The following is a 22,601-nucleotide window of genomic DNA, read 5'->3' as shown; positions in this document are numbered from 1 at the left end:
TTTTCGGTCCGTAGGGCTGCGATTACTCGCCCCATCGAAAACATTTGCTGTTCCTGCTGGAGTGTCACCAATTTCATTTGATACGCTAGTCAGTACACTACAATTAAGAAAGACTTATAATGCGAGGATTAGAACCCGCAAACATTGTAATCAATAAAAAAATATAGATGTACTATCTAGTGGAGGAAGCAAAGGCTTGACACTCCTACGGGAACAGCGCGAGCCGAAGATCCACTTGGTAAAGTGCTTTTCTTTACCAAGTTAGCTAAGGCCGTGCCCGTGGAAAGGGAAAGCCTTTGGTGACGTAGCGGGTTAGATAGTAACTTACGCTACTAGTTATTGCGAATCATATATCAACTACGCAGCTAAAATAAAACACTCAAATTTAAAAGGAGACGATACACATGGCAAATATTTTTACAAGAGTAAAAGATACAGTTGTTGCAGACTTCCATCAATTATTAGATCAGAAAGAACAAAAGCATCCTATGGCACATTTAAATCAATACATTCGTAATTGTGAAGAAGAGGTCAAAAAATTAAAAGTATTAATTGAAAAGCAATATAAAATTAAGCAAGAATACAGCCGTGAATTACAACAAGCAAAAACGATGCTGGCAAAAAGAACACGCCAAGCAGATTTAGCCGAAGAAATGAATGAAGCACAGTTACTTGAGGAAGCTACAGAGGAAAAACAGAAATATGAAGCGCGAGTAGAACAATTAACCGAAATGAATAATCAAAATTATGAACAACTGGAACAAATTGAAGCAAAATATGTGGAAATGAAGCATAAATTAAAAGACTTATACGTGAAACGTTTAGAATTAAAAGGTAGAGAAAATGTAGCGCGTGTTCATAAAGGGATGAATAAGGTTCTTCATACTGAATTAGTAGCGAAGAGCGAATCTAAATTCCAGGAAGTAGAAGATTATATTCAACGCTTAGAGCAGCAAGTAACAACTGAAGCACGATTACACACATTAGATGCTAGATTTGCTGATCTAGAAAAAAAGGCTTCTACTTCCAAATAGGTTCGTGATACTCTAGAAATGGACAGAATAAAGTGTCTAGTAGAAGGCGTAGGAAGATTTCCCCCTGCGTCTTTGAAAAACCCCAACCAAGAGATAACACGTAAAGAAGAGGTGAGGAATATGTCAAAAATGAAAAGTATCCACTATCTATTATTAGGAACAATAATCTTTTTTATCTTCGAAGTAATTTTTATTCATACGCAATCCTTTATCTGGATGGTGGTTTGGTTAGCTGTTATTTACCTTGCAAGACAATATTATTATCGCCCAGCAGGAAAAACATTTTTTTGGATTGGATTAATTGGTTTCATTATTACTGTAATAAATACAACAACCTTTCAGTTCATCTTATTTATCGCACTCGTTTTCCTACTACTAAATTGGTATCAATCGAAGCAAACACCTACGTATCATCAACCACAATTTCCGCTTGAAAAAGAAACAACGAATCGAAAGGTCTTGTTTACTAACAGATGGTTTGGAAGGCAACAAACAGAAGCAAATGCTTATCAATGGGAAGATATTAATATTCAATCCCCTTTTGGTGAGACTGTAATTGATCTAAATTATACTGTATTGCCAAAAGGAGAACCATTAATCATTGTAAGACAACTAATAGGAAACATTCAAATCATTATTCCATTTGACGTGGAAGTGGATATTCACCATTCTGTATTGATGGGTTCTGTAGATATATTGGATCACCGTGATGAAAATATGACGAATCGTGTTGTTCATATTCAAACAGCAGATTATCAAATGGCAAGTCAAAAAGTGAAGATCGTCACCTCCATGATTGCAGGGAAAATTGAGGTGGTACGTAGATGAGGAAAGTCTTAAGTAGATCAATCCTTGTCGGAATTGCACTCACATTAGTATTAACCATTATTTTATTGAGTGTATTTTTAATTAGTTTTCCGCTAGATAACTGGCTTGATATTTGGTATTACAAGGTTTGGCAAATTCCATTCATTATTTTTATATGTCTTATTAGTCTACCATTTGGGATTATTAGTGGTTTGATCATAGGTTTATTTTGGAAGAAACAATTAGAAGCAGTTGAAAGAGCACTAACAAAACTAGAGCAAGTAACACCAGATACAACGATTACGTACGAGGGGCCAATGGATGATGTTCTTTATTTAATGAAAAAAATCCAGCGTATTCAGGTTGGTATCCAAGATCAAACAAAGCGAAGTCAAAAGCTAATAAGCGAGCGAGTAGAGAATCAACAGGAAAAGATAGAAGAAGTAATCACCCAAGAAAGAAATCGTTTAGCAAGGGAACTGCATGATTCAGTTAGTCAAGAACTGTTTGCTGCCTCTATGCTAGTTTCAGCTATGAATGAAATGCCAGTAGCACAAGAAAATCAAATAAAAAAACCAATAAAACAAGTCGAGACTATGATACAACAAGCGCAACTGGAAATGAGAGCTTTATTATTACACTTGCGTCCGATCGCATTAAAGGATAATTCGTTAAAACAAGGGATGGATCAGTTATTACATGAATTAGATCAAAAGATCCCCCTGCATATGGCATGGAGTGTGCAGGAAGTAGATTTAAGCAGAGGTGTAGAAGATCACTTGTTTCGTATTTTGCAAGAGTCTGTTTCTAATACATTACGACATGCGAAGGCGGAATCGGTTGATATTCTTTTAGTTGAACGAGATGGTTTTGTAATCTTACGGATCATGGACGATGGGGTTGGATTTAATCTAGAGGAAAAGAAATCTAGTTCATATGGTTTAGTAAATATGGAAGAGCGTGCCGCTGAAATTGGTGCGAAGTTAAGAATTGTTAGTGTGCTAAACAAAGGAACAAGGATCGAAGTCCGTGTACCTATTATTGATGTTGAGGGTGATGTTAATGATTAAAGTTTTATTTGTAGATGATCATGAAATGGTGCGTATTGGTGTTAGTGCTTATCTAACGACCCAAGCAGACATAGAGGTTGTTGCAGAAGCAGATAACGGAAAAAAGGCAGTGGAATTAGCACTGGAATTACGTCCAGATGTCATTCTAATGGATATTGTGATGGATGAAATGGACGGGATCGAAGCCACTCGAAGGATCATTGAAATGTGGCCGGAAGCAAAGGTTTTAATGGTTACAAGTTTCATTGATGATGATAAAGTTTATCCAGCATTAGAGGCAGGAGCAACGAGTTATGTCTTGAAGACTTCAAAGGCAACTGAAATCGCAAAGGCAATTCGTGCAACATATCATGGAGAATCGGTATTTGAAGCTGAAGTCACGAATAAAGTATTAACAAGGATGCGAAGAAAACAAGAGACCACCCTTCATGATGATTTAACTACAAGAGAACATGAAATTTTATTGTTAATTGCAGAAGGGAAAACGAATCAAGAAATTGCGGATCAATTGTTTATCGCACTCAAAACGACCAAGGTACATGTTAGTAACATTTTGAGTAAGTTGGAAGTGCATGATCGTACACAAGCGGCAATTTATGCGCATCAGCACAAACTTGTCTAGCAGAAAGGTGTGGTTAAAACATGGAAAAACGAGGGTTTATGCGAGAGCTAGAATATCATTTGCGTGGTTTATCAGTTGCTGACAAAAAAGATATTCTACAAGATTATGAGGATCACTTTAAAATAGGTGAAATCGATGGAAAGTCAGAGCAAGATGTAATTTTAGAATTAGGAAGTCCGCGTATGATTGCGCAAGAAAGATTGGCTGAGCGCCAAACAGTTCACTCAGCTACTAATTCAATAAGTCCAGAAAACAAATCAAATCTTGCAAGGTCTTTATTTTTAGCTATTGTCTTACTTCTATTTAATTTAATTATTATGCTTGGTCCGTTCGTTGGATTGTTAGGTGTGCTAGTTGGTTTCTGGGCAGTTGCTATTTCTTTTACACTAGCACCATTTGCTTGGCTCTTTTCACTTTTCGTGCAACCTGGAGCAGAAGTATGGGCAGAGTTTTTTGTTGTATTAACAATGGCTAGTGTAGGTGTTCTTATTGGAGTTGCGATGATATTTATCACAAAAGTATGTTATCGAATAGTGAAGAGTTATATAAAATGGAATGTTAGAATCATTAGGGGGTAAAAGTATGTTGAAAAAAGTAGTACTTGTAGCATGTTTAACCTTAGTAATTGGTTTAATGGGGATATTTACTTTCCGTGATCGTATCTTTACAATTGGAGCACAAGAAAATGTAACAGAAGAACAAATTTTTAATTCAAAAGATATTAATCAAATAGATATTGAAGTAGACGTTGCCGAGGTTGTAGTAGAGGAAAGTCAAGATTCGGATATACGTATATTCCTAAAAGGTAATGTCAGTAAAAGGATGAAAGAAAATATTGATTTAGATGTGCAAAAGAATAGCAATCAATTAGAGATTGATTTAGAAAGAGAGAAGCGTAGGTGGTTTTCGTTTCTACCTTTTGATAATCATGGTTCATTACAGCTTACCATCCAATTACCTGAGAAACGGTTTGAGCAATTAGGAATAGAATCAAATGTTGGAGAGGTCAGTGTTAATTCAGGAGAATTTACCGATGTAATAGTTACGACAGATGTCGGTGAAGTTCTATTGCAAGATGTCACGAGTGAAACAGCTACTGTCACTTCAAATGTGGGAGAAGTCACTGTACTAAAAGCTGTTGGAAGCTGGGATATAAAAGTAGATGTTGGTGAAGTGGATTTACAATTAAAAAAATTAGAAAATCAAGTTACTGTTCAGTCTGATGTCGGGGATGTAAGTGTGCAAATTGCGGAAGTACCAACTGATTATACACTTGATTTAAGTAGCGATATCGGTGAAGTAAAACTTACTGGATTTGATTACAATAATGGATCTGGAAAAGAAATTTATATGGAAAAAGGATCAGCTGAGCCTCTGTTAGAGGTAGATAGTGATATTGGGGATATAACTGTAAGAACACCTTAATTTGTCCTAAAATATAAAATGGGAGATGAGCAAATTGGCTCACCTCCCATTTTCAACTTTCACTGTAGTCCTAGTGTTGCGTTTGGTACTTTAAGTCTGAATGATAACTGATCATTCTCTAAATCAAACTGCTGCACTCTAACTCTAAAATTACTTTTTATTTCCATTTGTGTTACTGCAATATAAATTTGTTCATTTTTAGGATCAAATATAACCCATTCAGGAGTATCTATTTGTTTGTTTACATATTGTAGAATTTTATCTTTTGGTAAATTCAATAAACCTAAAGACATCTCTTTTTGTTTTAGAATAATATCTCCATTTTCTTGTACAATTGGCTCCATTCTAATTGATATAGGAATGTCTTTTTGAAAAGCTTCAATTGATCCAAATAGTTGAACATCTTCGTTAAACTCAATCGAATATTTGCCATCTTCATCTTTTAGGGCTTTATCAATATAACCATTAACTAACTCACTTAAATTTTGCTTACTTGAGCGTACAGTAAATTCTGCACCATCTTGATTTTCGATATACTCTTTTTCTGGTATGACGTTGCTTGGTGATGTTGGAGAAAAAACTAAAATGAATATCGCAATAACAACGAGTACATTTATAGCTAGCAAAATTAGAAATGGAATCTTCCAATTTCGTTTTTTGGGTTGTTCCATGTGTATCGCTTCACCTTTCTAATCCTTGATTATTCTTCGCCAGTTACGCTCTCATCACTTTGTTCCCTTGCCGCTTCAATAGTGGGGCGGATATAAGTTAGGGTACGTTCAGCGATTAGTGTGTATCCTGTTGCATTTGGGTGGAAATTATCATCTGCTAATAAGCTCACATCTTCTATTTGAAATAAATCATTTGTTGGAACAAAATGTGCCTGCGCATATTGTAATGTTAGTCTTCTACCTGTGTTATTCCAATTAGTTAGGATCTGGTCTAATTCATCAATATCCTCAAAGTATCCTTCAAATGGATTAAAAAAACCAATTAAATAGATTTCTGTATCAGGATTTAATGCAAATATTGTATCAAAAATTTCTCGCAAACGTTGCTCATAAGCAGTACGTTCTATTGCAAAAGGTTCTTCATTAAGATTCATAAAATTGTTCTTAACAACATTCATAATGTCATTGGCACCAATTGTGAGTAATACCATATCCGCTTCTTCAATCGATTCTCTTATTTCTTCGTCTTCTAAGCGCTTGAGCAGTTGGTCAGATCTATTTCCTCGTTTACCAAAATTGTCGATGTCAACGCGGTAATCCTCATTAGAAAATGTATCTTCAATTCTACCAACATATCCATCGTTGTTAGCGTTATCCCCAACACCTTGTGTTAAAGAATCTCCAATAGCAACAATTTTATAATCATTACGTAAAAATAAACCAACTGTGTTCTCTACAGCATTTTTTATATTTTCAGAGAGATTATGATCCTCTTCATTTTCGATTTCTTCTTGATCTTTTTCTTGTACTTGGTCAATCACTTCTTCAATATTTTCTTCTTCCGGTTCCGTTTTAGCGGTCTGGTTAGAAGGAGCAATGGGATCTACCCATAAAAAAAGCATTCCAATTATTAGTAGTAGTAAAAAAAAAGAACTACTGAGCAGTAACCAAATCCTATTCCTATTCATCTTATCCCCACACTTGTTGTATATTGTTTTTGCGTTAAAACTATTCCCTGTTAAATGTTGCAACAAACCCTTAATTTATAACGCTCGTTAGGCTCTGTAAAGCGTACTCTTTATTATATGTCACTAAAACAAGTTTTAGCAATATGTTGTTTTCTGTAAATATCATCTTATGAAAAAAAGTATTAATATATACGTTTCTACGAAAAAAAGACACGCTATGCGTGCCTTATCAAGGGATTTAATTATTTTTTCTTCTAGTCCGTTCAGCTTCTGTGTAAGGATTACGATTCTCGATAACGCTTTGTCCCTTAGCTACTGCGGCTGCCTTTAAATCAGAATAGGAAACGTCCGTATTAAACCATACAATTTTAGTATCAGCTGGAATAGTCTCAACTTTTGCAGGATCAAGAATATATAATACATCTATTGCAGCATCATTGGTTTTTAAATCTGTTATCTGATAGCCCAGCTGTTTTAATTTAGTAAGATCATTATCCTCTTTGACTGAGCCAGCTACCACGATGTTTTTTAACCGTATTTGACCTCCTTCTCGTGCGAAGGGTGAGTTAAATGCCCAATTAATCACGTCTTCTTCCGAATCAGAAATTGTAGGACGTGAATTTGTTGCTTTTGCTATTGCTTGATCTAAGTCTTGTAAAATATCTTCAACCGTTTCAAGTCCAATTGATAAGCGGACTAATTCTTCTGTCACACCGCTAGATTTTAACGCATCAGCATTTAATTGTTGATGTGTTGTGGAAGCTGGGTGAATGATTAATGACTTTGCATCCCCAACATTTGCAACATGAGACCATAGATTAATATTGTCAATTAATTGACGTCCAGCCTCACGTCCTCCTTTGATACCAAAGGTGATGATCGAACCAAAAGTGCCACCTAGATATTTCTTTGCTAGTTCATGTGATGGATGCGATTCTAATCCAGGATAAGCAACCCAGTCTACTTGAGGGTGGGTATCTAAATAATCAGCCACCTTTTTAGCATTTTCATTATGTTTTTCGATACGTAGGTTCAATGTTTCTAAACCTTGAATAAAGTTAAAAGCATTTTGTGGACTTAGAGCTGGACCGATATCGCGTAACAATTGTACCCGTAATTTAATTGCGAACGCAGCTGGTCCGGCATCTATCCCAAATCTAATGCCATTATAGCTCTCATCAGGTTCAGTAAAACCAGGGTATTTTGGTTGATTCCAATTAAACCTACCACCATCCACGATAACTCCACCGATTGAGGTGCCGTGACCACCAATCCATTTTGTTGCCGAGTGGACGACTATATCAGCCCCCCATGTAATTGGTTTACACCCATATGGACTAGCAAAAGTATTATCAATAATAAGAGGAAGGTTATTTTCATGTGCAATAGTAGCAACTGCTTCAACATCAAGGACATTAAGCGATGGATTCGTAATGATCTCTCCAAATAGTGCTTTTGTTTTATCCGTAATTGCAGCGCGGAAATTCTCAGGATCTGTAGCATCAACGAACTTCACAGTAATGCCGTATTTCGGTAAAGTATTAGCAAATAAATTATACGTTCCACCATATAAATTACTATCAGCAATAATTTCATCACCTGAATTGGCCAAGTTTAAGATGGCCAATGTAATAGCTGACATTCCAGATGCTGTTCCTACTGCCGCAACACCGTCTTCAAGTAGTGCAATCCGTTGTTCAAACACATCAACCGTCGGATTCATTATCCTAGAGTAGATGTTCCCTGGTTCAGCTAGCCCAAATAAGTTTTGCGCATGTTCTGTATCACGAAAAACGTAGGAAGTTGTTTGATAAATTGGAACTGCACGAGATCCGGTTGTTGGATCTGGAGTTTGCCCACCGTGTAATAAATTTGTTTCTGTTCCTTGTGTCTGAAAATTTCGTTCTGTCATTTTTCATTCCTCCTATTTTATATTGATGAATTGAATCTCTTATATAGGTCAATGAAGAAGAAATCAAAAAGCCCTCTTCTTTATTTTAAGAAGAGGGCTTATAACCGGATTCCTCCTCTTATCTATCAGGTTTTTAACCTGTAGGATTTGGCACCTTTCCAAGAAGAACTTGTTGGTTGCCGGGCTTCATAGGGCCTATTCCCTCTGCCACTCTTGATAAGAGATATGTAATTTGATGTTAGTAAGGATTATATGCCACAAGAAAGATTACGTCAAGCTATTTTTAGAAAATTTAAATTTTTTAAAAAATGTTTATTTAAAAACTGCTTGTTTAGTGACAAAAATATATAGAATGCGTAGTAAAGTTGTCATCTTGCTCGCTACGTCATCAAACGGTTTTGGTGGGGCGAGTAATCGCAGCCCCACGGCCTCAGCTAAATTAGTAAAGGCCGTGCCTGCGGAAAGGGAGCCAATTTCATTTGAGTAGCAGGTTAGTAATAGTAACTCACGATACTATTTACGTGGCATCATCTATCAACTACGAAGGTTAGAAAAGATTTTTTTGAAAGTTACGTATATCAAGGTTAATCTGTCATGCATATACTAGGGGGAAACCAATTGTTTATCAAGGGGGCTTATTTTTTATGGAAGAAAAACCTGGGAAAAAGTCAGAGTTTTTGGAAGCGAGTCAAGAATTCATTCGGAAAATGGATGGTTTGTTTGCAGAACGTCCACGAAATAATATGTTAGATTCAATTGATTCATTTTTCCAAAACAGTGGATTAGCAAGACGATTACCAGTAGACGTATTTGAAAATGAAAAGGAATGGGTTGCACAAGTGGATTTACCAGGATTACGAAAAGAAGATATTCATATTGACGTCATTGGTGATCGTTTAAAAATTAAAATCTCACATGATGAGATTACACAACAAAAGAATGACAAAACGAATTACTATAACCGCGAACGACGCGTACGCCAAGCAGAACGGATTGTACAGTTACCATATGTTGTCGATAAACGTACAACAAAAGCAGTCTATAAAAATGGTGTATTAGATATTAGAGGACCTAAAAAACCAAAAACAGATAACTATATAGATATAGATTAAAAGCGAATGGAACTGTCCCATTCGCTATCATTTTTTTAAGATAATTAATTAAATTGTCTGCTCAGTTTGTTCAAACTTTCTTTGTCTTCGTAAATGACGCATAGATAAAACGCGTGAAATGGTATAGATTGCTAAAGCGGTCCAAATACACATAAATGCAATCAAGTGAGCAAATGTAAATACTTCTTGGTATAAAAATACACCGAGGATTAACATTAAGGTAGGTGCAATATATTGTAAAAATCCTACCATAGATAAAGGAATACGTTTTGCGCCACTCGCAAATAAAAGTAATGGAATTGCAGTTACCGCCCCGGATGCCATTAGTAACAATGCAGTAGAGCTTGATTCCCACATCGTTGTTAAAGAACCGGTATTTGTTGGCTGCATTAATAAATAAAGCAGAGCCAATGGTAATACGATAAATGTTTCTAATGTTAGTCCATATAGTGAAGGAATATTAACCGTCTTTTTCAATAACCCATATGCAGCAAATGAGAATGCTAAGAGTAATGAAACCCATGGAAAAACACCATAATACAGTGTTAAATACACTACGCCAACACTAGCTAATAGAACAGAGAATACTTCCCACTTGTGTAACGTTTCTTTTAAAATAACGACACCAAGCAAGATGCTGATTAATGGATTAATATAATAGCCAAGACTAGCTTGTATTACGTGATCACTATTTACTGCCCAAATGAAAATAAGCCAATTTCCACTAATAACAAAGGAAGCTAATACAACGCCAATGAATTTCTTTTTGTCCCGCAAAATCTGTTTACACTCACAAATAAACGGCTGCCACTTTCTTGTGAAAATAAGTAATATAATCATAAATATAAATGACCAAACAACACGGTGTGCAAGCACAGCACCAGCAGATATATCACCAACCATCTTCCAATAGATCGGTAAGAACCCCCATAAAATGTAGGCAGTTGTTGCTGAAAAAATCCCCATTTTTATCTCTTTTTGTTTCATTTTTAACCCCTCTGCTTTGCGAAAGAATAAGCATAAGTTTACGCCTGATTATTAGAAAAAGCAATCGTTGTTATTAAATTTTTTTTCATTACATTAGACCCCACATTGGAAGGAGTAATACTTATTAATCTAGATTAAAAGGTTTGCTAAAAAGTTTAATTGGGGATAGTCAAATAAGTGAACTAAATTTTCAGAAAGATAATTCGTTAATCGTAAATAACATCATATACTTGAAATATATGCTATATTATGGGAAGAAGGTTTACCGAAAGGGGGATGGCATATAGTGTCTCTCGTTAGTTTTTCACCATATATATTGGGGTCTATTATATTTTTTAATATTATTTTAGCGTTTGCAATTGTATTTCTAGAACGAAAAAATGCAACATCTACATGGGCGTGGTTAATGGTGCTTTTATTTATTCCAGTTCTCGGGTTTTTTCTATATTTAGTTTTTGGGAGAAAATTGAGTAACAAGAAATTATTTATATGGGATAACAAAAGTAAATTAGGTGTAAAGAATGCAGTTGAAAACCAATTACAATTGTTGAAAGAAGATAGTTTTCCTATTCCTGAAAATTTGAGGCAATATAAAGATTTATTCTATTTACATCTACGTAATGATGATGCCATTCTAACACAAGCTAATGATGTTAAAATTTTTACGGATGGTAAAAGAAAATTTGATGCATTAATTGCAGATATGGAAAAAGCTACAGATCATATTCACTTAGTTTATTATATCGTACGAAGTGATCACCTTGGGCAACGCGTGGCAGAAACATTAAAGAAAAAAGCGAGAGAAGGCGTTCAAGTTCGCTTTTTGGTCGATGATCTAGGGTCAAGAAGGTTAAGACACCGATATATACGTGATTTACGTGATGCTGGTGTCGAGGTAGAGTCATTCTTCCCATCATTAATTCCAAAGGTTAATTTTAAGATTAACTATCGAAATCATCGTAAATTAGCAATTATTGATGCAAAGATAGGGTATATTGGTGGCTTTAATATTGGGGATGAATACTTAGGTAAAAGTATTAAATTTGGTTATTGGCGTGATACACACTTGCGGGTGATTGGGGATTCGGTTCGCAATATGCAGACTCGTTTTATACTGGATTGGAATCAAGCTTCGTCACATGATATTCTTTATGAAGACCGTTATTATGAATCGACTCCAAAAGGGAATGTAGGGATGCAAATCGTTTCTAGTGGTCCGGATTCTGAATGGGAACAAATTAAGAATGGTTATATAAAAATGATTATGGAAGCAGAAGAATATGTCTATATCCAGACACCTTATTTTATTCCAGATGATAGTTTAGCAGATGCTTTAAGAATTGCGGTATTGTCAGGCGTCGATGTGCGAATCATGATCCCAAGTAAACCGGATCATCCATTTGTTTATTGGGCTACTTATTCCTATATCGGAGAACTTTTAAGAGCAGGCGCAACGGTATATATCTACCAACGTGGTTTCTTACATGCTAAAATGCTGGTAGTAGATGGTAAAATAGCATCAGTTGGTACAGCAAATATTGATGTGCGGAGCTTCCGATTAAATTTTGAAGTAAATGCATTTCTTTATAGTGAAAAGATTGCACAACAATTAGTAAACGAATTTCATAAGGATCTTATGTTTTCAACGCAATTAACGTTACCACTATATAAAGAACGCACTATTTGGATTCGGTTTAAAGAATCGATCGCGCGCTTAATCTCACCTATCTTATGAAGAAAAGAGGAACTATATAATGCAGAAAAAACCGTGTGTTGCGTCGCTAACAGTTAAAACATCACATGTCTTACCATCAGATACAAATGGTCATGGGACCTTGTTTGGTGGCCAATTAATGGCGTATATTGATGATGTTGCTGCGATTAGCGCAACGCGTCACGCTCGTAAATTGGTTGTAACGGCATCAATTGATTCAGTTGATTTCTTATCTCCGGTTAAAGAGGGAGATACTATCTGCCTTGAAGCTTTTGTCACATATGCACACAAAACATCGATGGAGGTTTTTGTGAAAGCAGTGACAGAACATTTAATTAGTGGCGAGCGCAAAGTGTGTGCGACCGCCTATGTGACAATGGTGGCCATTGATGACGATAACAAACCAAGTGAAGTTCCTGGAGTTTATCCTGAAACAGAAGAAGAAAAATGGCTGCAGAAAGAAGCGGCTGAAAGAGCGAACTATCGAAAAGAAAGACGAAAAAAATCCAAGGAAATGGCCAAAACATTTGGTACATCTTTTCCTTGGAATGAAACAAGTCGATTTGGAGAGAGGCCTTCTAACTAGAAGTGCCTCTTTATTTTTTGTTACATTCATGCTTTTGATGAGCTAGCATCTTCTTCAGCTTCTATTTCCTCTGGCGTTATCCAAGTTTCTGCCCAACCTTGAATATCTTTTATTACTGGCTCTAATGCTAGTCCTTTATCAGAAAGTAGATATTCAATCCGGACAGGGAAGTCAGAATAGACTCTTCTTTCAACGATTTTTTCTTGTTCAAGCATTTTTAAACGTTCAGATAGTATTCGACCACTGATTGGTAATTCTGCTTCCATTTCAGAGAAACGTTTTGGCCCCTTAAGTAGTTCAAATAGAATTAGACCAACCCATCTCTTGCCGAAAAGTTGCATTGCTTTTTCAAAACGTGGGCATAAGTTGTTCATATATATTCACACTCCTGTTTTTATTATAAACAATTCCATCCAATAAACCCAAAGTTGGACCCGAAAACTTACTAATATAAACTTAATAACTATAAGTAACTAAATAAAGTTTACCATAAGAGCAAGGTGGGGTAAATATGGCTCGTAGGATCAATTGACGAAGTCTGCATATTGGACTAAATACATGGAACGGAGAAGGTGCGCCTACAGACCCTTTTCGGATTCAGTATCAAGTAGTAACATAAAGCCCTTATCAAAAGTAATTGTGTGCCTGCGCTCTTCACTAGAATTAAGTGGAGGGCGTATTCATATTTGTACTTGTAATGGTGCTATATTATACTTGGGAGATAGAGAAGTATGAGTTGTCCGGAAAGGTGAATACGATGGAAATATTATCTGTAGAAAATGTAACAAAATCATATGGAGATAAAGTATTGTTTGATGAGCTTTCTTTTTCAGTTGCAAAGCAAGAAAGAATTGGGTTAATTGGTGTTAACGGTACAGGGAAATCTACGTTATTAAAAATATTAGCTGGTATTGAAACAGCGGATTCCGGTGAAATGCAACATGCAAAGGATTTTCAAGTAGCTTACCTGCCACAGGAACCGGAATTGGCTGAAGATCTAACTGTTCTTGAAGAAATTTATGCTGGTGATGCTGCTATTATGGTTGCAATACGTCATTATGAAAAACTATTGATTCAACTAGAAAAAGATCCAGAGAATCCCGCTCTTCAAGAGAAATTAATACAAGCGCAGCAGAAAATGGATCACCTTGATGCATGGGATGCAAGTACAACAGCCAAAACAATTTTAACGAAATTAGGCATCACTACTTTTGAGCAACACGTACAAACCTTATCAGGTGGCCAGAAAAAACGAGTTGCGATGGCAAAAGCACTAATTCAGCCAGCTGATTTGTTAATATTAGATGAGCCAACAAACCATTTAGATAATCAATCAATTGAATGGCTAGAAACGTATCTCCCACAATATAAAGGAACAATCATGCTCGTTACCCACGATCGTTATTTCTTAAATAGGATCACGAACCGTATATTCGAATTAGATAAAGGTAATCTTTATCGCTATCAAGGAAACTATGAGATTTTCTTAGAAAAGAAAGCGGAAAGAGAAGCGTTAGAATTACAAAATGAACAAAAGCATGCGAATACGCTAAAGCGTGAGCTAGCTTGGTTGAGACGTGGAGCAAAAGCACGAACAACAAAACAAAAGGCGCGAATTGATCGGGTGGAAGATTTAAAAGAAAAGAGTTTTGATACAAAGAAACAAGGAATTGGTTTTCAAGCAGGAACAAAACGTTTAGGGAAGCAAGTACTTGAGCTGAAAAATATATCAAAATCATTCGGTGAGCAGCAGTTTGTTGATAATTTTGATTTTCTTGTAACACCAGGTGATCGAATTGGAATTATTGGTGCAAATGGTAGTGGGAAGACGACTCTTTTAAATATGATTGCAGGTAGGATAGAACCGGATCAAGGTGAAATAGAAGTTGGGTCAACTGTTTCAATCGGTTATTATACCCAAGATCATAGTCAAATGGATGAAAGCCTACGGATTATTGATTATATACGTGAAGTAGCTGAAGTGATTCATACAAAAGATGGCGATACCATTACAGCAGAACAAATGCTGGAACACTTTTTGTTTCCACGTCCGCAGCAATGGACGTATATTCACCGACTTTCAGGTGGAGAACGAAGAAGATTGTATCTCCTCCATGTTTTAATGAAGGAACCGAATGTTCTATTGTTAGATGAACCGACCAATGATTTAGACACACAAACATTAGGTGTTTTAGAAGATTATCTAGATAATTTTCCAGGCGTCGTTATCACCGTATCACACGACCGTTATTTTCTCGATCGAGTAGTTGATCAGTTAATTTCATTTACGGCACCAGGTAAGACAGAGCAATTTTACGGAAACTATAGTGAATACCTTGAAAAACAAAAGCACGAAATAACAGAATCGAGTATGAAAGTTCCGAAGCAATCTCCTGAAAAACCGCGTGCTAAACGTAAGAAGCTATCCTATCATGATCAAAAGGAATGGGAACAAATAGAAGACCAGATTGCGGTTATTGAAGAAGAGATTGAAGCGGTCAAACAAGCAATTATTGATGCTGGAAGTGATGCAGAAAAGGTGCAAAAGAACTTTGATAAACAAGTAGAACTAGAAGAAAAGCTAGAGCAAAAGATGGAACGATGGGAAGAGTTATCACTATTAATAGAAGAAATGGAACATACTAATTAAAGCAGTCAATTTAACGGTTGTGCAATAAAATTATTTCACTATCCGGAATAGATATGAAATAATAAAGAGAATACATAAAAATTGGAGGGAATGTCATGTCAGATAAACAAATGCAAGAGAAGTATGCAGATCTCGCATTACGTACAGGAGTTAACTTACAAAAAGGACAAGCATTGATGATTAACTCATCAATTGAAGGAGCGGATTTCACTAGAATCGTAGTCCGTAAAGCGTATGAGCTAGGCGCGAAAGATGTCTTGGTGAATTGGCAAGATGACGAACTTACATTGTTAAAATATCAAAATGCTCCGGAAGAAGTATTAACAACTATCCCGCAATGGCAAGTAGATAAAAACTTAGCATTTGCTAAAGACGGTGCAGCATTATTATCAATCCGCTCAACGAATCCAGATTTATTAAAAGACGTTGATGCAGAGAAAGTTGCCAAAGCACAAAAAGCAGGTGCAGAAGCAATGAAGGAATTCCGTAAATATACGATGAATGACAGAATTGCTTGGTCTATCATTTCAATTCCAACAGGTGACTGGTCACAAAAAATCTTCCCAGACAAATCAAAAGAAGAAGCAAAAGAAGCGTTATGGGATCAAATATTTAAAATTGTTCGAGTGGACAAAGAAGATCCAGTTGCAGCTTGGGAAGAGCATAATAAAAACTTGAAAGATGCTAGAGAAGTATTAAATAAAAAACAATACACAAAGTTAATTTTTAAAGCACCAGGAACAGATATAAGCTTTGACTTACCAAAAGGACATATTTGGAAAGGTGGAGCTGCTAAAACGACAGAAGGCGTAGCTTTTAACCCTAATATGCCAACAGAAGAAGTCTTCACATTACCACATAAATATGGTGTTAATGGTACAGTTGCAAGCACAAAACCATTAATTTACGGTGGAAATATGATCGATAACTTTAGCTTAACATTTGAAGAAGGTAAAGTAGTTGATTTCAAAGCAGAAAAAGGCTATGACACATTAAAGCATCTACTAGATACTGATGAAGGAGCACGCCGCTTAGGAGAATTAGCATTAGTACCACATGCATCACCAATTTCTCAATCTGGCTTGATCTTTTACAATACATTGTTTGATGAAAATGCATCTTGTCATATCGCGCTTGGTAAAGCATACCCAACCAACGTAGAAGGTGGATCTGATATGAATGATGAAGAATTAGACAAAAACGGGGTAAATGACAGCTTGACCCACGTCGACTTCATGATTGGATCAGCTGAGTTAGATATCGACGGAGTAACCGCCGATGGGAAAACAGAAGCCGTCTTCCGCAAAGGCGCATGGGCATTTTAATAAACACTACAACATAGTAGATATATGATGTGTCATAAATAATAATGTGAGATACCGCTCCTCAAATGAAATTGACTCCCTTTCCGTGGGCAGGGCTTTATGATGGGGCGAGTAATCGCAGCCCCACGGCTTCAGCTAACTCGGAGGCAAAAACCACCTCCGAGTGGATCTTCAGCTCGTGCTGTTCCCACAGGACAAGGAATGCTTCAATGAATTAACATCGCACGCAGAAAATTGATTTTTATTTACAAGGAGTGTCGCCAATTTCATTTGATCCGCTAGATAGTTTAATGCACTAAGAAACCATTTTAACAGCAGAAAACTCTATTAATTGTTAGTATTTTAATCATGAACAGATCTTTTATCTAGCGAAGGAAGCAAATGGATGACACTCCTGTGGGAACAGCTCAAGTCGAAGATCCACTTGGTAAAGTGCTTTTCTTTACCAAGTTAGCTGAGACTGAGCCCACGGAAAGGGAATCCATTTGGTGACGAAGCGGATTATAAGCTTACTTCGTAGTCTATATATTTACCGCCATAACAGTATTTTATAGAATGCAAAAACCCTCACGTAATGTCTGCGTGAGGGTTTTTCATTGGTGTTTAACTTGCAAGTATACGATTCTTGATCAGAACAGCTCGGATTACTTCATAACTATATGCTTCGCCAAGTGATTCTTTCAAAGTTTTCAACTTAAACTCTTCTAATTGAGCTCGTGCCTTCATTACTGCTTCTTCCTCTTCTTCGTTAAAAAAGTCAGCCCAATCAATCTCCATCCCTTGCTGAAATGCTTGGAATAAATGGCTAGCAACAGTTTGCTGCTTGATCTCACGTTCAGCTGCAATATCCTCTATTGATTTACCCGCTTGATAAAGCTGATAACTGATTAGATAGCTAGGCTGATCGTCTTTTTCCTTCGGTGCTTGTTCTTGTATCCAGTTTGAAATAGCATCGATAAAAGGTGCCCCATACTGTTCATACTTTTTCATACCTACACCTTTAATGCGCAACATTTCATCCTGTGTTTGTGGAAAGCTACGACTCATTTCTTTTAAGCTTACATCTGAAAAAAGAACATAAGGTGGAACTTTATCTGCTGCAGCCATTTCTTTCCGTAACAAACGTAAACGCTCAAACAGATCCTCTTTATAATCTGTTTGTACTGTTTGTTGGACAATTTCTCTCAGCATCCATATTTCTTTTTCCCCTTTAAGGATGGCTTCAGCATTCTTAGTTAATTGTAAAATTGGATAACGCTGATCTCCAGTTGTTAAGTAGTCTTCAGCAACTAAATAATGAATGAAGTTAGTTATTTCTTTTTCTGTTTGATTTGCCATTAAGCCATAGGTAGAAAGTTTTTCAAAACCAAATTGTTTAATCTTTTTATCTTTAGAACCTTTTAAAACTTTTGCAGTTAAACCTGCTCCAAATCTTTCGTCCATACGCTTTACACACGACAAAACCATTTGCGCTTCCTTTGTTCGGTTTTGTTTTTCACCACTACTTTGACAATTTGTACATCGACCACAATCTTCAGTCGCAGAATAATCGTGAAAATAATGCAAGATATATGTTTGTAAACAACTATCCGTGTGGCAATAGTTAACCATTGATTGGAGTTTTTTATATTCATTTGACTTCATGCTTTCATCCATCATCGACTGTTCAATTAAGAATTTTTGTAAATGTGTATCTTGCCCGGAAAACAACAAAATACAATCACTCGGTTCGCCATCTCTCCCGGCACGTCCAGCCTCTTGATAATAGGCCTCTATATTCATCGGTAAAGCAAAATGAATGACATAATGAACGTTTGATTTATCAATCCCCATACCAAAAGCGTTTGTTGCAACCATAATCGTAGCTTCATCCTGTATAAAGCGATTTTGTTCATGCTGACGCTTTTGTTCACTGAGTCCAGCGTGATATTTTGCGACAGAGAAGCTTTTTCCTTCTAGATAATGTGCAATAGAATCAACCTGTTTACGAGTCGGGGCATAGATAATCCCAGACTCCTGCCCATGCTTATTAAGGTAGTCAGAAATATATTCATGCTTGTCTCGACCTTTGATTAAATGAAAAGATAAATTTTCTCGCGCAAAGCCAGTTTTAACGACTGCTTCTGATTCAATTGATAAAAGTCGTTGAATGTCCTTTACTACTTCTGTTGTTGCGGTTGCCGTAAGTGCCATTACCATGGGTATGTTTGGTAGGTTTTGAATAGTGGATACAATCGAACGGTAACTTGGACGGAAATCATGTCCCCATTGTGAAATACAATGTGCTTCATCAAAAGCTAAGAAAGTAATTTCGATCTGTTTAATAGAGTAAAGAAAGGAGTTTGTCTCAAACCTTTCAGATGCGACATAAATAAAGTCATAGTCCCCCTGTCGCAATTTGTGCATACGATTTTGTTGTTCCTCACCAGAAAGGGAGCTATTAATATAAGTCGCACTTATTCCTAATGTTTCTAAAGCATCAACTTGATCCTTCATTAAAGATATTAAAGGAGAAACAATAATTGCGGTTCCCTTTAGTATTAAACCAGGAATTTGGTAACAGATTGATTTACCACCGCCAGTAGGCATAATCCCTAGGGTATTCTTATTATCTAATATGTGCCCAATAATTTCTTCTTGTCCACGACGAAAAGAATCGAAGCCATAATATTCTTTTAAGAGTTTTTGTGCTTCTGCTATCATTTAAATTGACATCCTTTATGCAATAAATTCATTTTATATAGTAATTCTACTAATCCATTTTAACACTATCATGCAACTAAATAGAATAAGTTTTGTTAGAAATTAATTCAAACCGTTTTACATTGGCCAGCGCTACCAGTAAACTGTCTTTATATTAGAAAACAATTATATATTTTATATATGGAGCGAGAAGGAGGATTTCAAATGGTCGATTCAATTTTATTAGAGTTTATGATGATTGGATTACTTGGTGTTGGTTCACAGTGGATTGCTTGGCGCTTTCGGTTACCAGCAATCGTAGTCATGTCCATTATCGGTTTATTAGCAGGTCCAATCTTAGGCTTAATTGATCCCGAACAAGACTTTGGTAACTTATATCGACCATTTGTTTCGATGGCGGTCGCGATCATCTTATTTGAAGGGAGTTTAAATTTAAATTTGAATGAGATACGCGGGCTAGGGAAGCCTGTCTTTCGTATTGTAACATGGGGTGCACTGGCGAGTTGGTTGCTTGGTTCACTGACTGCACACTATATTGCAGGATTATCGTGGGCAGTATCTTTTGTTATTGGTGCGATATTTATTGTAACTGGACCTACTGTCATTTTACCTTTGCTAAGACAATCAAAATTAAAACCACGTCCAGCTAAGATTTTAAAATGGGAAGGGATTATTGTAGATCCTTTTGGTGCATTATTAGCTGTTTTTGCATTTGAAGTTGTTGTATTTTTTGCTAGTGAGACGGCAACTCTTGTCTCATTGTTATTATTTATTCTTGCCGCTATTTTTGCCGTCATCTTAGGTTTTGCTTTCGGTAGAATGATTGGCTGGACATTTGAAGCAGGTAAAGTGCCGGAGTACTTGAAATCATCAGGTGTTCTTATAGCAGTGATTGCTTGTTTTACAATCGCAGACGAGGTGTCTCACGAAACTGGGTTACTCGCTGTAACTGCAATGGGGATGACACTAGCGAACATGGGTATTGCATCCATCAGGCAAATGCGTCATTTTAAAGAAGATATTTCAGTTTTACTTGTTTCAGCGATCTTTATTATGTTAACTGCATCGCTTACGAGAGAAACCCTAATTCAAGTGTTTAATCCGGAAATTATCGGTTATGTACTCTTGATGTTATTTTTAGTTCGTCCATTGTCAATCTTCTTATCTACAATTGGAACGGACTTGAAAATACAAGAAAAGATATTAGTAGGTTGGATAGCACCTCGAGGTATTGTCGCATTAACAGTAGCGAGTTATTTTGCTTCAGTATTGGTGGATGGTGGCTTTGCTGATGCGGAGATTGTCACCTCACTCACATTTGCGCTTGTCTTCTTTACTGTAGTTGCACACGGCTTTTCAATCGGTTGGTTAGCAAAAAAATTAGGCTTATCATCAAAAGGAAAACCAGGCGTGCTAATTGTAGGTAGTAACCAATTTTCTGTTGCTTTTACAAAAGTATTAAAAGACTTGAACATCCCAACTCTAATTACAGATTCATCATGGGAAAGATTGTATAAAGCACGTCAAATTGGTCTTGATTGTCATCATGGTGAAATTTTATCTGAGCAAACAGAATTTACACTTGATATGACCCCATATGATTATCTGATTGCGGCAACAGAGTATGATGCCTATAATGCGCTGGTTTCTTCCACGTTTGTACCTGAGTTTGGAAGGAAAGACGTTTATCGCCTTTCAATTCAACATAATAGTGGAGATAACTTACAAGATATGGATCACACAATTGGTGGGCGAATTTTGTTTTATAGAGATGTCGCATTAGATGATCTAACCCATAAAGTTGAAATTGGTTATGTATTCCGTAAAACAACATTAACTGAACAATACACATTTAAAGATTACCAAAAAAATTGCAGGCCTCACACAGTACTACTCTTTTTATTAAAAGAAAATGGGGTGCTACAATTCTTCACTGAAGAAAACCCAGTAACCCCTGAAGTTGGGGATGTTCTGGTTAGTTTAACGCCACCAACTCAGGAGATTGACGAATGAAATAATCCTAAAAAAAGGTTCATGCTTTTCTAATGGCATGAACCTTTTTAATTTTTTTAAAAAAGAATGCATACATTTTAAGAAAATCGGGTAATAGTTAATTAGTCTAATTGTGCGAAAAACACATACAATTTGTACATAACACTATAATTGATAAATCATTAGCTGAAATTTTCGCAGGATTGGGATGAAAAGGAAGGGGGAAGATGCAGTTATAGAAACTTTTTAAGAACCATATTTAAAGTATTCGTAAAGAAAAAAGAGGATTTTAGCCTATAGATGCATATAAAGCAATCATTATTGCTTAGTCCCGATATACGTCGGAAGATTCCATATAATACTGTTTTTGGGCATTTGTTAACAAATATTCATTACTCTATACTTGTAATAGACTGAAAAATATTTACAATTTAATTCCTGTAAAAGGAGGAAACCTTCCATTGAAGATTATACGAGCTATTGATAATTTCTTCTTGAAGTTAGAAGAAGTTATTCTAAGCTACTCTGTCTTACTGATTGCTTTTATGGTTGTCGGTAATGTATTAAGTCGTGCGATAACAGATAAAAGTTGGTTTTTCGCAGAGGAAATTAGTAAGTTTGCGGTCATAATTGCCACTTTCATGGGTATCAGTTATGCTGCTCGTAAAGGAAGACATATTAGTATGTCGGCTTTTTATGATTTAGCCCCATTCAAAGTAAGAAAAGTTTTAGCAATATTTATTCCTTTAGTTACCTCGATTGTTCTTTTTGTATTAACCTACTATTCATTCTTATATCTAAAATCAATACATGATAGTGGCACTGTGACTTCTGCATTAGAATTACCAGTAACATATATGTATGTATTTGTACCAATCGGATTATTCTTAGGTGGTGTGCAATACTTACGTAACGTGTGGATTAACCTTAAACGTAAGGAAGTTTACTTAGGTACTGATGTTTTAGATTATAACGATGAAGACCGAGAAGGACCGATAGAGGATGAAATTCATGTTTAAAATA

General features: G+C 36.2%; 19 protein-coding genes and 1 riboswitch. Of the genes, 13 read left to right on the top strand and 6 right to left on the bottom strand.

Annotated elements, in window-relative coordinates; all coding sequences use genetic code 11:
• Nucleotides 1-404 precede the first annotated feature (404 nt).
• The 6 genes from D2K40_RS09080 (at nt 405) to D2K40_RS09055 (ending at nt 4,958) form a co-directional block, all read left to right on the top strand.
• Nucleotides 405-1,034 carry a PspA/IM30 family protein gene (locus D2K40_RS09080; protein WP_117155193.1) on the top strand — a complete coding sequence of 210 codons (630 nt, stop codon included), beginning with the start codon at nt 405-407 and terminating at the stop codon, nt 1,032-1,034.
• 120 nt (nt 1,035-1,154) lie between these two features.
• The gene (liaF, locus tag D2K40_RS09075; protein WP_117155191.1) at nt 1,155-1,862 is read left to right on the top strand and encodes a cell wall-active antibiotics response protein LiaF; all 708 of its coding nucleotides are present in this window, start codon (nt 1,155-1,157) and stop codon (nt 1,860-1,862) included.
• Nucleotides 1,859-2,911: a sensor histidine kinase gene (locus D2K40_RS09070; protein ID WP_117155189.1), complete on the top strand. Its 1,053-nt coding sequence runs from the start codon at nt 1,859-1,861 to the stop codon at nt 2,909-2,911. The genes liaF and D2K40_RS09070 overlap by 4 nt, the downstream gene beginning before the upstream one ends.
• A complete protein-coding gene (locus D2K40_RS09065) occupies nt 2,904-3,533 on the top strand; it encodes a response regulator (RefSeq protein ID WP_117155187.1) in 630 nt (209 codons plus the stop codon). Before D2K40_RS09070 ends, D2K40_RS09065 begins: the two co-directional genes overlap by 8 nt.
• A 20-nt stretch (nt 3,534-3,553) precedes the next feature.
• Nucleotides 3,554-4,111: an HAAS signaling domain-containing protein gene (locus D2K40_RS09060; RefSeq protein ID WP_117155185.1), complete on the top strand. Its 558-nt coding sequence runs from the start codon at nt 3,554-3,556 to the stop codon at nt 4,109-4,111.
• Nucleotides 4,112-4,115: 4 nt separating this feature from the next.
• Nucleotides 4,116-4,958: a DUF4097 family beta strand repeat-containing protein gene (locus D2K40_RS09055; RefSeq protein ID WP_162879180.1), complete on the top strand. Its 843-nt coding sequence runs from the start codon at nt 4,116-4,118 to the stop codon at nt 4,956-4,958.
• Nucleotides 4,959-5,017: 59 nt separating this feature from the next.
• Here D2K40_RS09055 and D2K40_RS09050 read toward each other — a convergent pair whose 3' ends face one another.
• The 3 genes from D2K40_RS09050 to D2K40_RS09040 form a co-directional block, all read right to left on the bottom strand.
• Entirely contained in the window at nt 5,018-5,629 is a 612-nt protein-coding gene (locus D2K40_RS09050) for a YpmS family protein (protein ID WP_117155181.1), read from the bottom strand.
• Nucleotides 5,630-5,658: 29 nt separating this feature from the next.
• Nucleotides 5,659-6,597 carry an SGNH/GDSL hydrolase family protein gene (locus D2K40_RS09045; protein WP_117155179.1) on the bottom strand — a complete coding sequence of 313 codons (939 nt, stop codon included), beginning with the start codon at nt 6,595-6,597 and terminating at the stop codon, nt 5,659-5,661.
• A gap of 238 nt (nt 6,598-6,835) precedes the next feature.
• Complete coding sequence (locus tag D2K40_RS09040; protein ID WP_117155177.1) at nt 6,836-8,509, bottom strand: O-acetylhomoserine aminocarboxypropyltransferase/cysteine synthase family protein; 1,674 nt, start codon at nt 8,507-8,509, stop codon at nt 6,836-6,838.
• Nucleotides 8,510-8,624: 115 nt separating this feature from the next.
• Nucleotides 8,625-8,732: riboswitch (SAM riboswitch) on the bottom strand.
• Between the two features lie 421 nt (nt 8,733-9,153).
• Here D2K40_RS09040 and D2K40_RS09030 point away from each other — a divergent pair.
• Complete coding sequence (locus D2K40_RS09030; protein ID WP_117155173.1) at nt 9,154-9,621, top strand: Hsp20/alpha crystallin family protein; 468 nt, start codon at nt 9,154-9,156, stop codon at nt 9,619-9,621.
• 48 nt (nt 9,622-9,669) lie between these two features.
• Here D2K40_RS09030 and rarD read toward each other — a convergent pair whose 3' ends face one another.
• Nucleotides 9,670-10,608, bottom strand: a complete 939-nt coding sequence (gene rarD, locus D2K40_RS09025) for an EamA family transporter RarD (protein WP_117155171.1) — start codon at nt 10,606-10,608, stop codon at nt 9,670-9,672.
• Between the two features lie 286 nt (nt 10,609-10,894).
• On the opposite strand from rarD, the gene cls reads away from it, so the two are divergent.
• Both cls and D2K40_RS09015 read left to right on the top strand, forming a co-directional pair.
• Nucleotides 10,895-12,343, top strand: a complete 1,449-nt coding sequence (gene cls / locus D2K40_RS09020; protein ID WP_188618804.1) for a cardiolipin synthase — start codon at nt 10,895-10,897, stop codon at nt 12,341-12,343.
• Between the two features lie 19 nt (nt 12,344-12,362).
• Nucleotides 12,363-12,908, top strand: a complete 546-nt coding sequence (locus D2K40_RS09015; RefSeq protein ID WP_117155169.1) for an acyl-CoA thioesterase — start codon at nt 12,363-12,365, stop codon at nt 12,906-12,908.
• 26 nt (nt 12,909-12,934) lie between these two features.
• Here D2K40_RS09015 and D2K40_RS09010 read toward each other — a convergent pair whose 3' ends face one another.
• Complete coding sequence (locus D2K40_RS09010; protein WP_275896215.1) at nt 12,935-13,282, bottom strand: winged helix-turn-helix transcriptional regulator; 348 nt, start codon at nt 13,280-13,282, stop codon at nt 12,935-12,937.
• A 383-nt stretch (nt 13,283-13,665) separates the two neighbouring features.
• On the opposite strand from D2K40_RS09010, the gene D2K40_RS09005 reads away from it, so the two are divergent.
• Both D2K40_RS09005 and D2K40_RS09000 read left to right on the top strand, forming a co-directional pair.
• Nucleotides 13,666-15,558, top strand: coding sequence for an ABC-F family ATP-binding cassette domain-containing protein (locus D2K40_RS09005; RefSeq protein WP_117155165.1), 1,893 nt, complete (start codon nt 13,666-13,668; stop codon nt 15,556-15,558).
• A 95-nt stretch (nt 15,559-15,653) separates the two neighbouring features.
• Nucleotides 15,654-16,883 carry an aminopeptidase gene (locus tag D2K40_RS09000; protein WP_117155163.1) on the top strand — a complete coding sequence of 410 codons (1,230 nt, stop codon included), beginning with the start codon at nt 15,654-15,656 and terminating at the stop codon, nt 16,881-16,883.
• A gap of 603 nt (nt 16,884-17,486) precedes the next feature.
• Here D2K40_RS09000 and recQ read toward each other — a convergent pair.
• Nucleotides 17,487-19,586 carry a DNA helicase RecQ gene (gene recQ, locus D2K40_RS08995; protein WP_117155161.1) on the bottom strand — a complete coding sequence of 700 codons (2,100 nt, stop codon included), beginning with the start codon at nt 19,584-19,586 and terminating at the stop codon, nt 17,487-17,489.
• 204 nt (nt 19,587-19,790) lie between these two features.
• On the opposite strand from recQ, the gene D2K40_RS08990 reads away from it, so the two are divergent.
• Together D2K40_RS08990 and D2K40_RS08985 are read left to right on the top strand one after the other, a co-directional pair.
• On the top strand, nt 19,791-21,599 hold the full coding sequence (locus D2K40_RS08990) for a cation:proton antiporter (protein WP_117155160.1): 1,809 nt from the start codon (nt 19,791-19,793) through the stop codon (nt 21,597-21,599).
• Between the two features lie 440 nt (nt 21,600-22,039).
• Nucleotides 22,040-22,597, top strand: coding sequence for a TRAP transporter small permease (locus D2K40_RS08985; protein WP_117155158.1), 558 nt, complete (start codon nt 22,040-22,042; stop codon nt 22,595-22,597).
• Nucleotides 22,598-22,601: the final 4 nt, after the last annotated feature.

The sequence above is a fragment of the Paraliobacillus quinghaiensis genome, assembly GCF_003426025.1.
GTDB lineage: Bacteria > Bacillota > Bacilli > Bacillales > Amphibacillaceae > Paraliobacillus_A > Paraliobacillus_A quinghaiensis.
The sequence above is the reverse complement of the archived record's forward strand: the minus strand, read 5'-3'. Positions and strand labels throughout refer to the sequence as shown.

Coding starts and splice junctions, on each gene's coding strand:
- D2K40_RS09080 (WP_117155193.1), top strand. CDS start 405: ATGGCAAATATTTTTACAAGAGTAAAAGATACAGTTGTTGCAGACTTC.
- liaF (WP_117155191.1), top strand. CDS start 1,155: ATGTCAAAAATGAAAAGTATCCACTATCTATTATTAGGAACAATAATC.
- D2K40_RS09070 (WP_117155189.1), top strand. CDS start 1,859: ATGAGGAAAGTCTTAAGTAGATCAATCCTTGTCGGAATTGCACTCACA.
- D2K40_RS09065 (WP_117155187.1), top strand. CDS start 2,904: ATGATTAAAGTTTTATTTGTAGATGATCATGAAATGGTGCGTATTGGT.
- D2K40_RS09060 (WP_117155185.1), top strand. CDS start 3,554: ATGGAAAAACGAGGGTTTATGCGAGAGCTAGAATATCATTTGCGTGGT.
- D2K40_RS09055 (WP_162879180.1), top strand. CDS start 4,116: ATGTTGAAAAAAGTAGTACTTGTAGCATGTTTAACCTTAGTAATTGGT.
- D2K40_RS09050 (WP_117155181.1), bottom strand. CDS start 5,629: ATGGAACAACCCAAAAAACGAAATTGGAAGATTCCATTTCTAATTTTG.
- D2K40_RS09045 (WP_117155179.1), bottom strand. CDS start 6,597: ATGAATAGGAATAGGATTTGGTTACTGCTCAGTAGTTCTTTTTTTTTA.
- D2K40_RS09040 (WP_117155177.1), bottom strand. CDS start 8,509: ATGACAGAACGAAATTTTCAGACACAAGGAACAGAAACAAATTTATTA.
- D2K40_RS09030 (WP_117155173.1), top strand. CDS start 9,154: ATGGAAGAAAAACCTGGGAAAAAGTCAGAGTTTTTGGAAGCGAGTCAA.
- rarD (WP_117155171.1), bottom strand. CDS start 10,608: ATGAAACAAAAAGAGATAAAAATGGGGATTTTTTCAGCAACAACTGCC.
- D2K40_RS09015 (WP_117155169.1), top strand. CDS start 12,363: ATGCAGAAAAAACCGTGTGTTGCGTCGCTAACAGTTAAAACATCACAT.
- D2K40_RS09010 (WP_275896215.1), bottom strand. CDS start 13,282: ATGAACAACTTATGCCCACGTTTTGAAAAAGCAATGCAACTTTTCGGC.
- D2K40_RS09005 (WP_117155165.1), top strand. CDS start 13,666: ATGGAAATATTATCTGTAGAAAATGTAACAAAATCATATGGAGATAAA.
- D2K40_RS09000 (WP_117155163.1), top strand. CDS start 15,654: ATGTCAGATAAACAAATGCAAGAGAAGTATGCAGATCTCGCATTACGT.
- recQ (WP_117155161.1), bottom strand. CDS start 19,586: ATGATAGCAGAAGCACAAAAACTCTTAAAAGAATATTATGGCTTCGAT.
- D2K40_RS08990 (WP_117155160.1), top strand. CDS start 19,791: ATGGTCGATTCAATTTTATTAGAGTTTATGATGATTGGATTACTTGGT.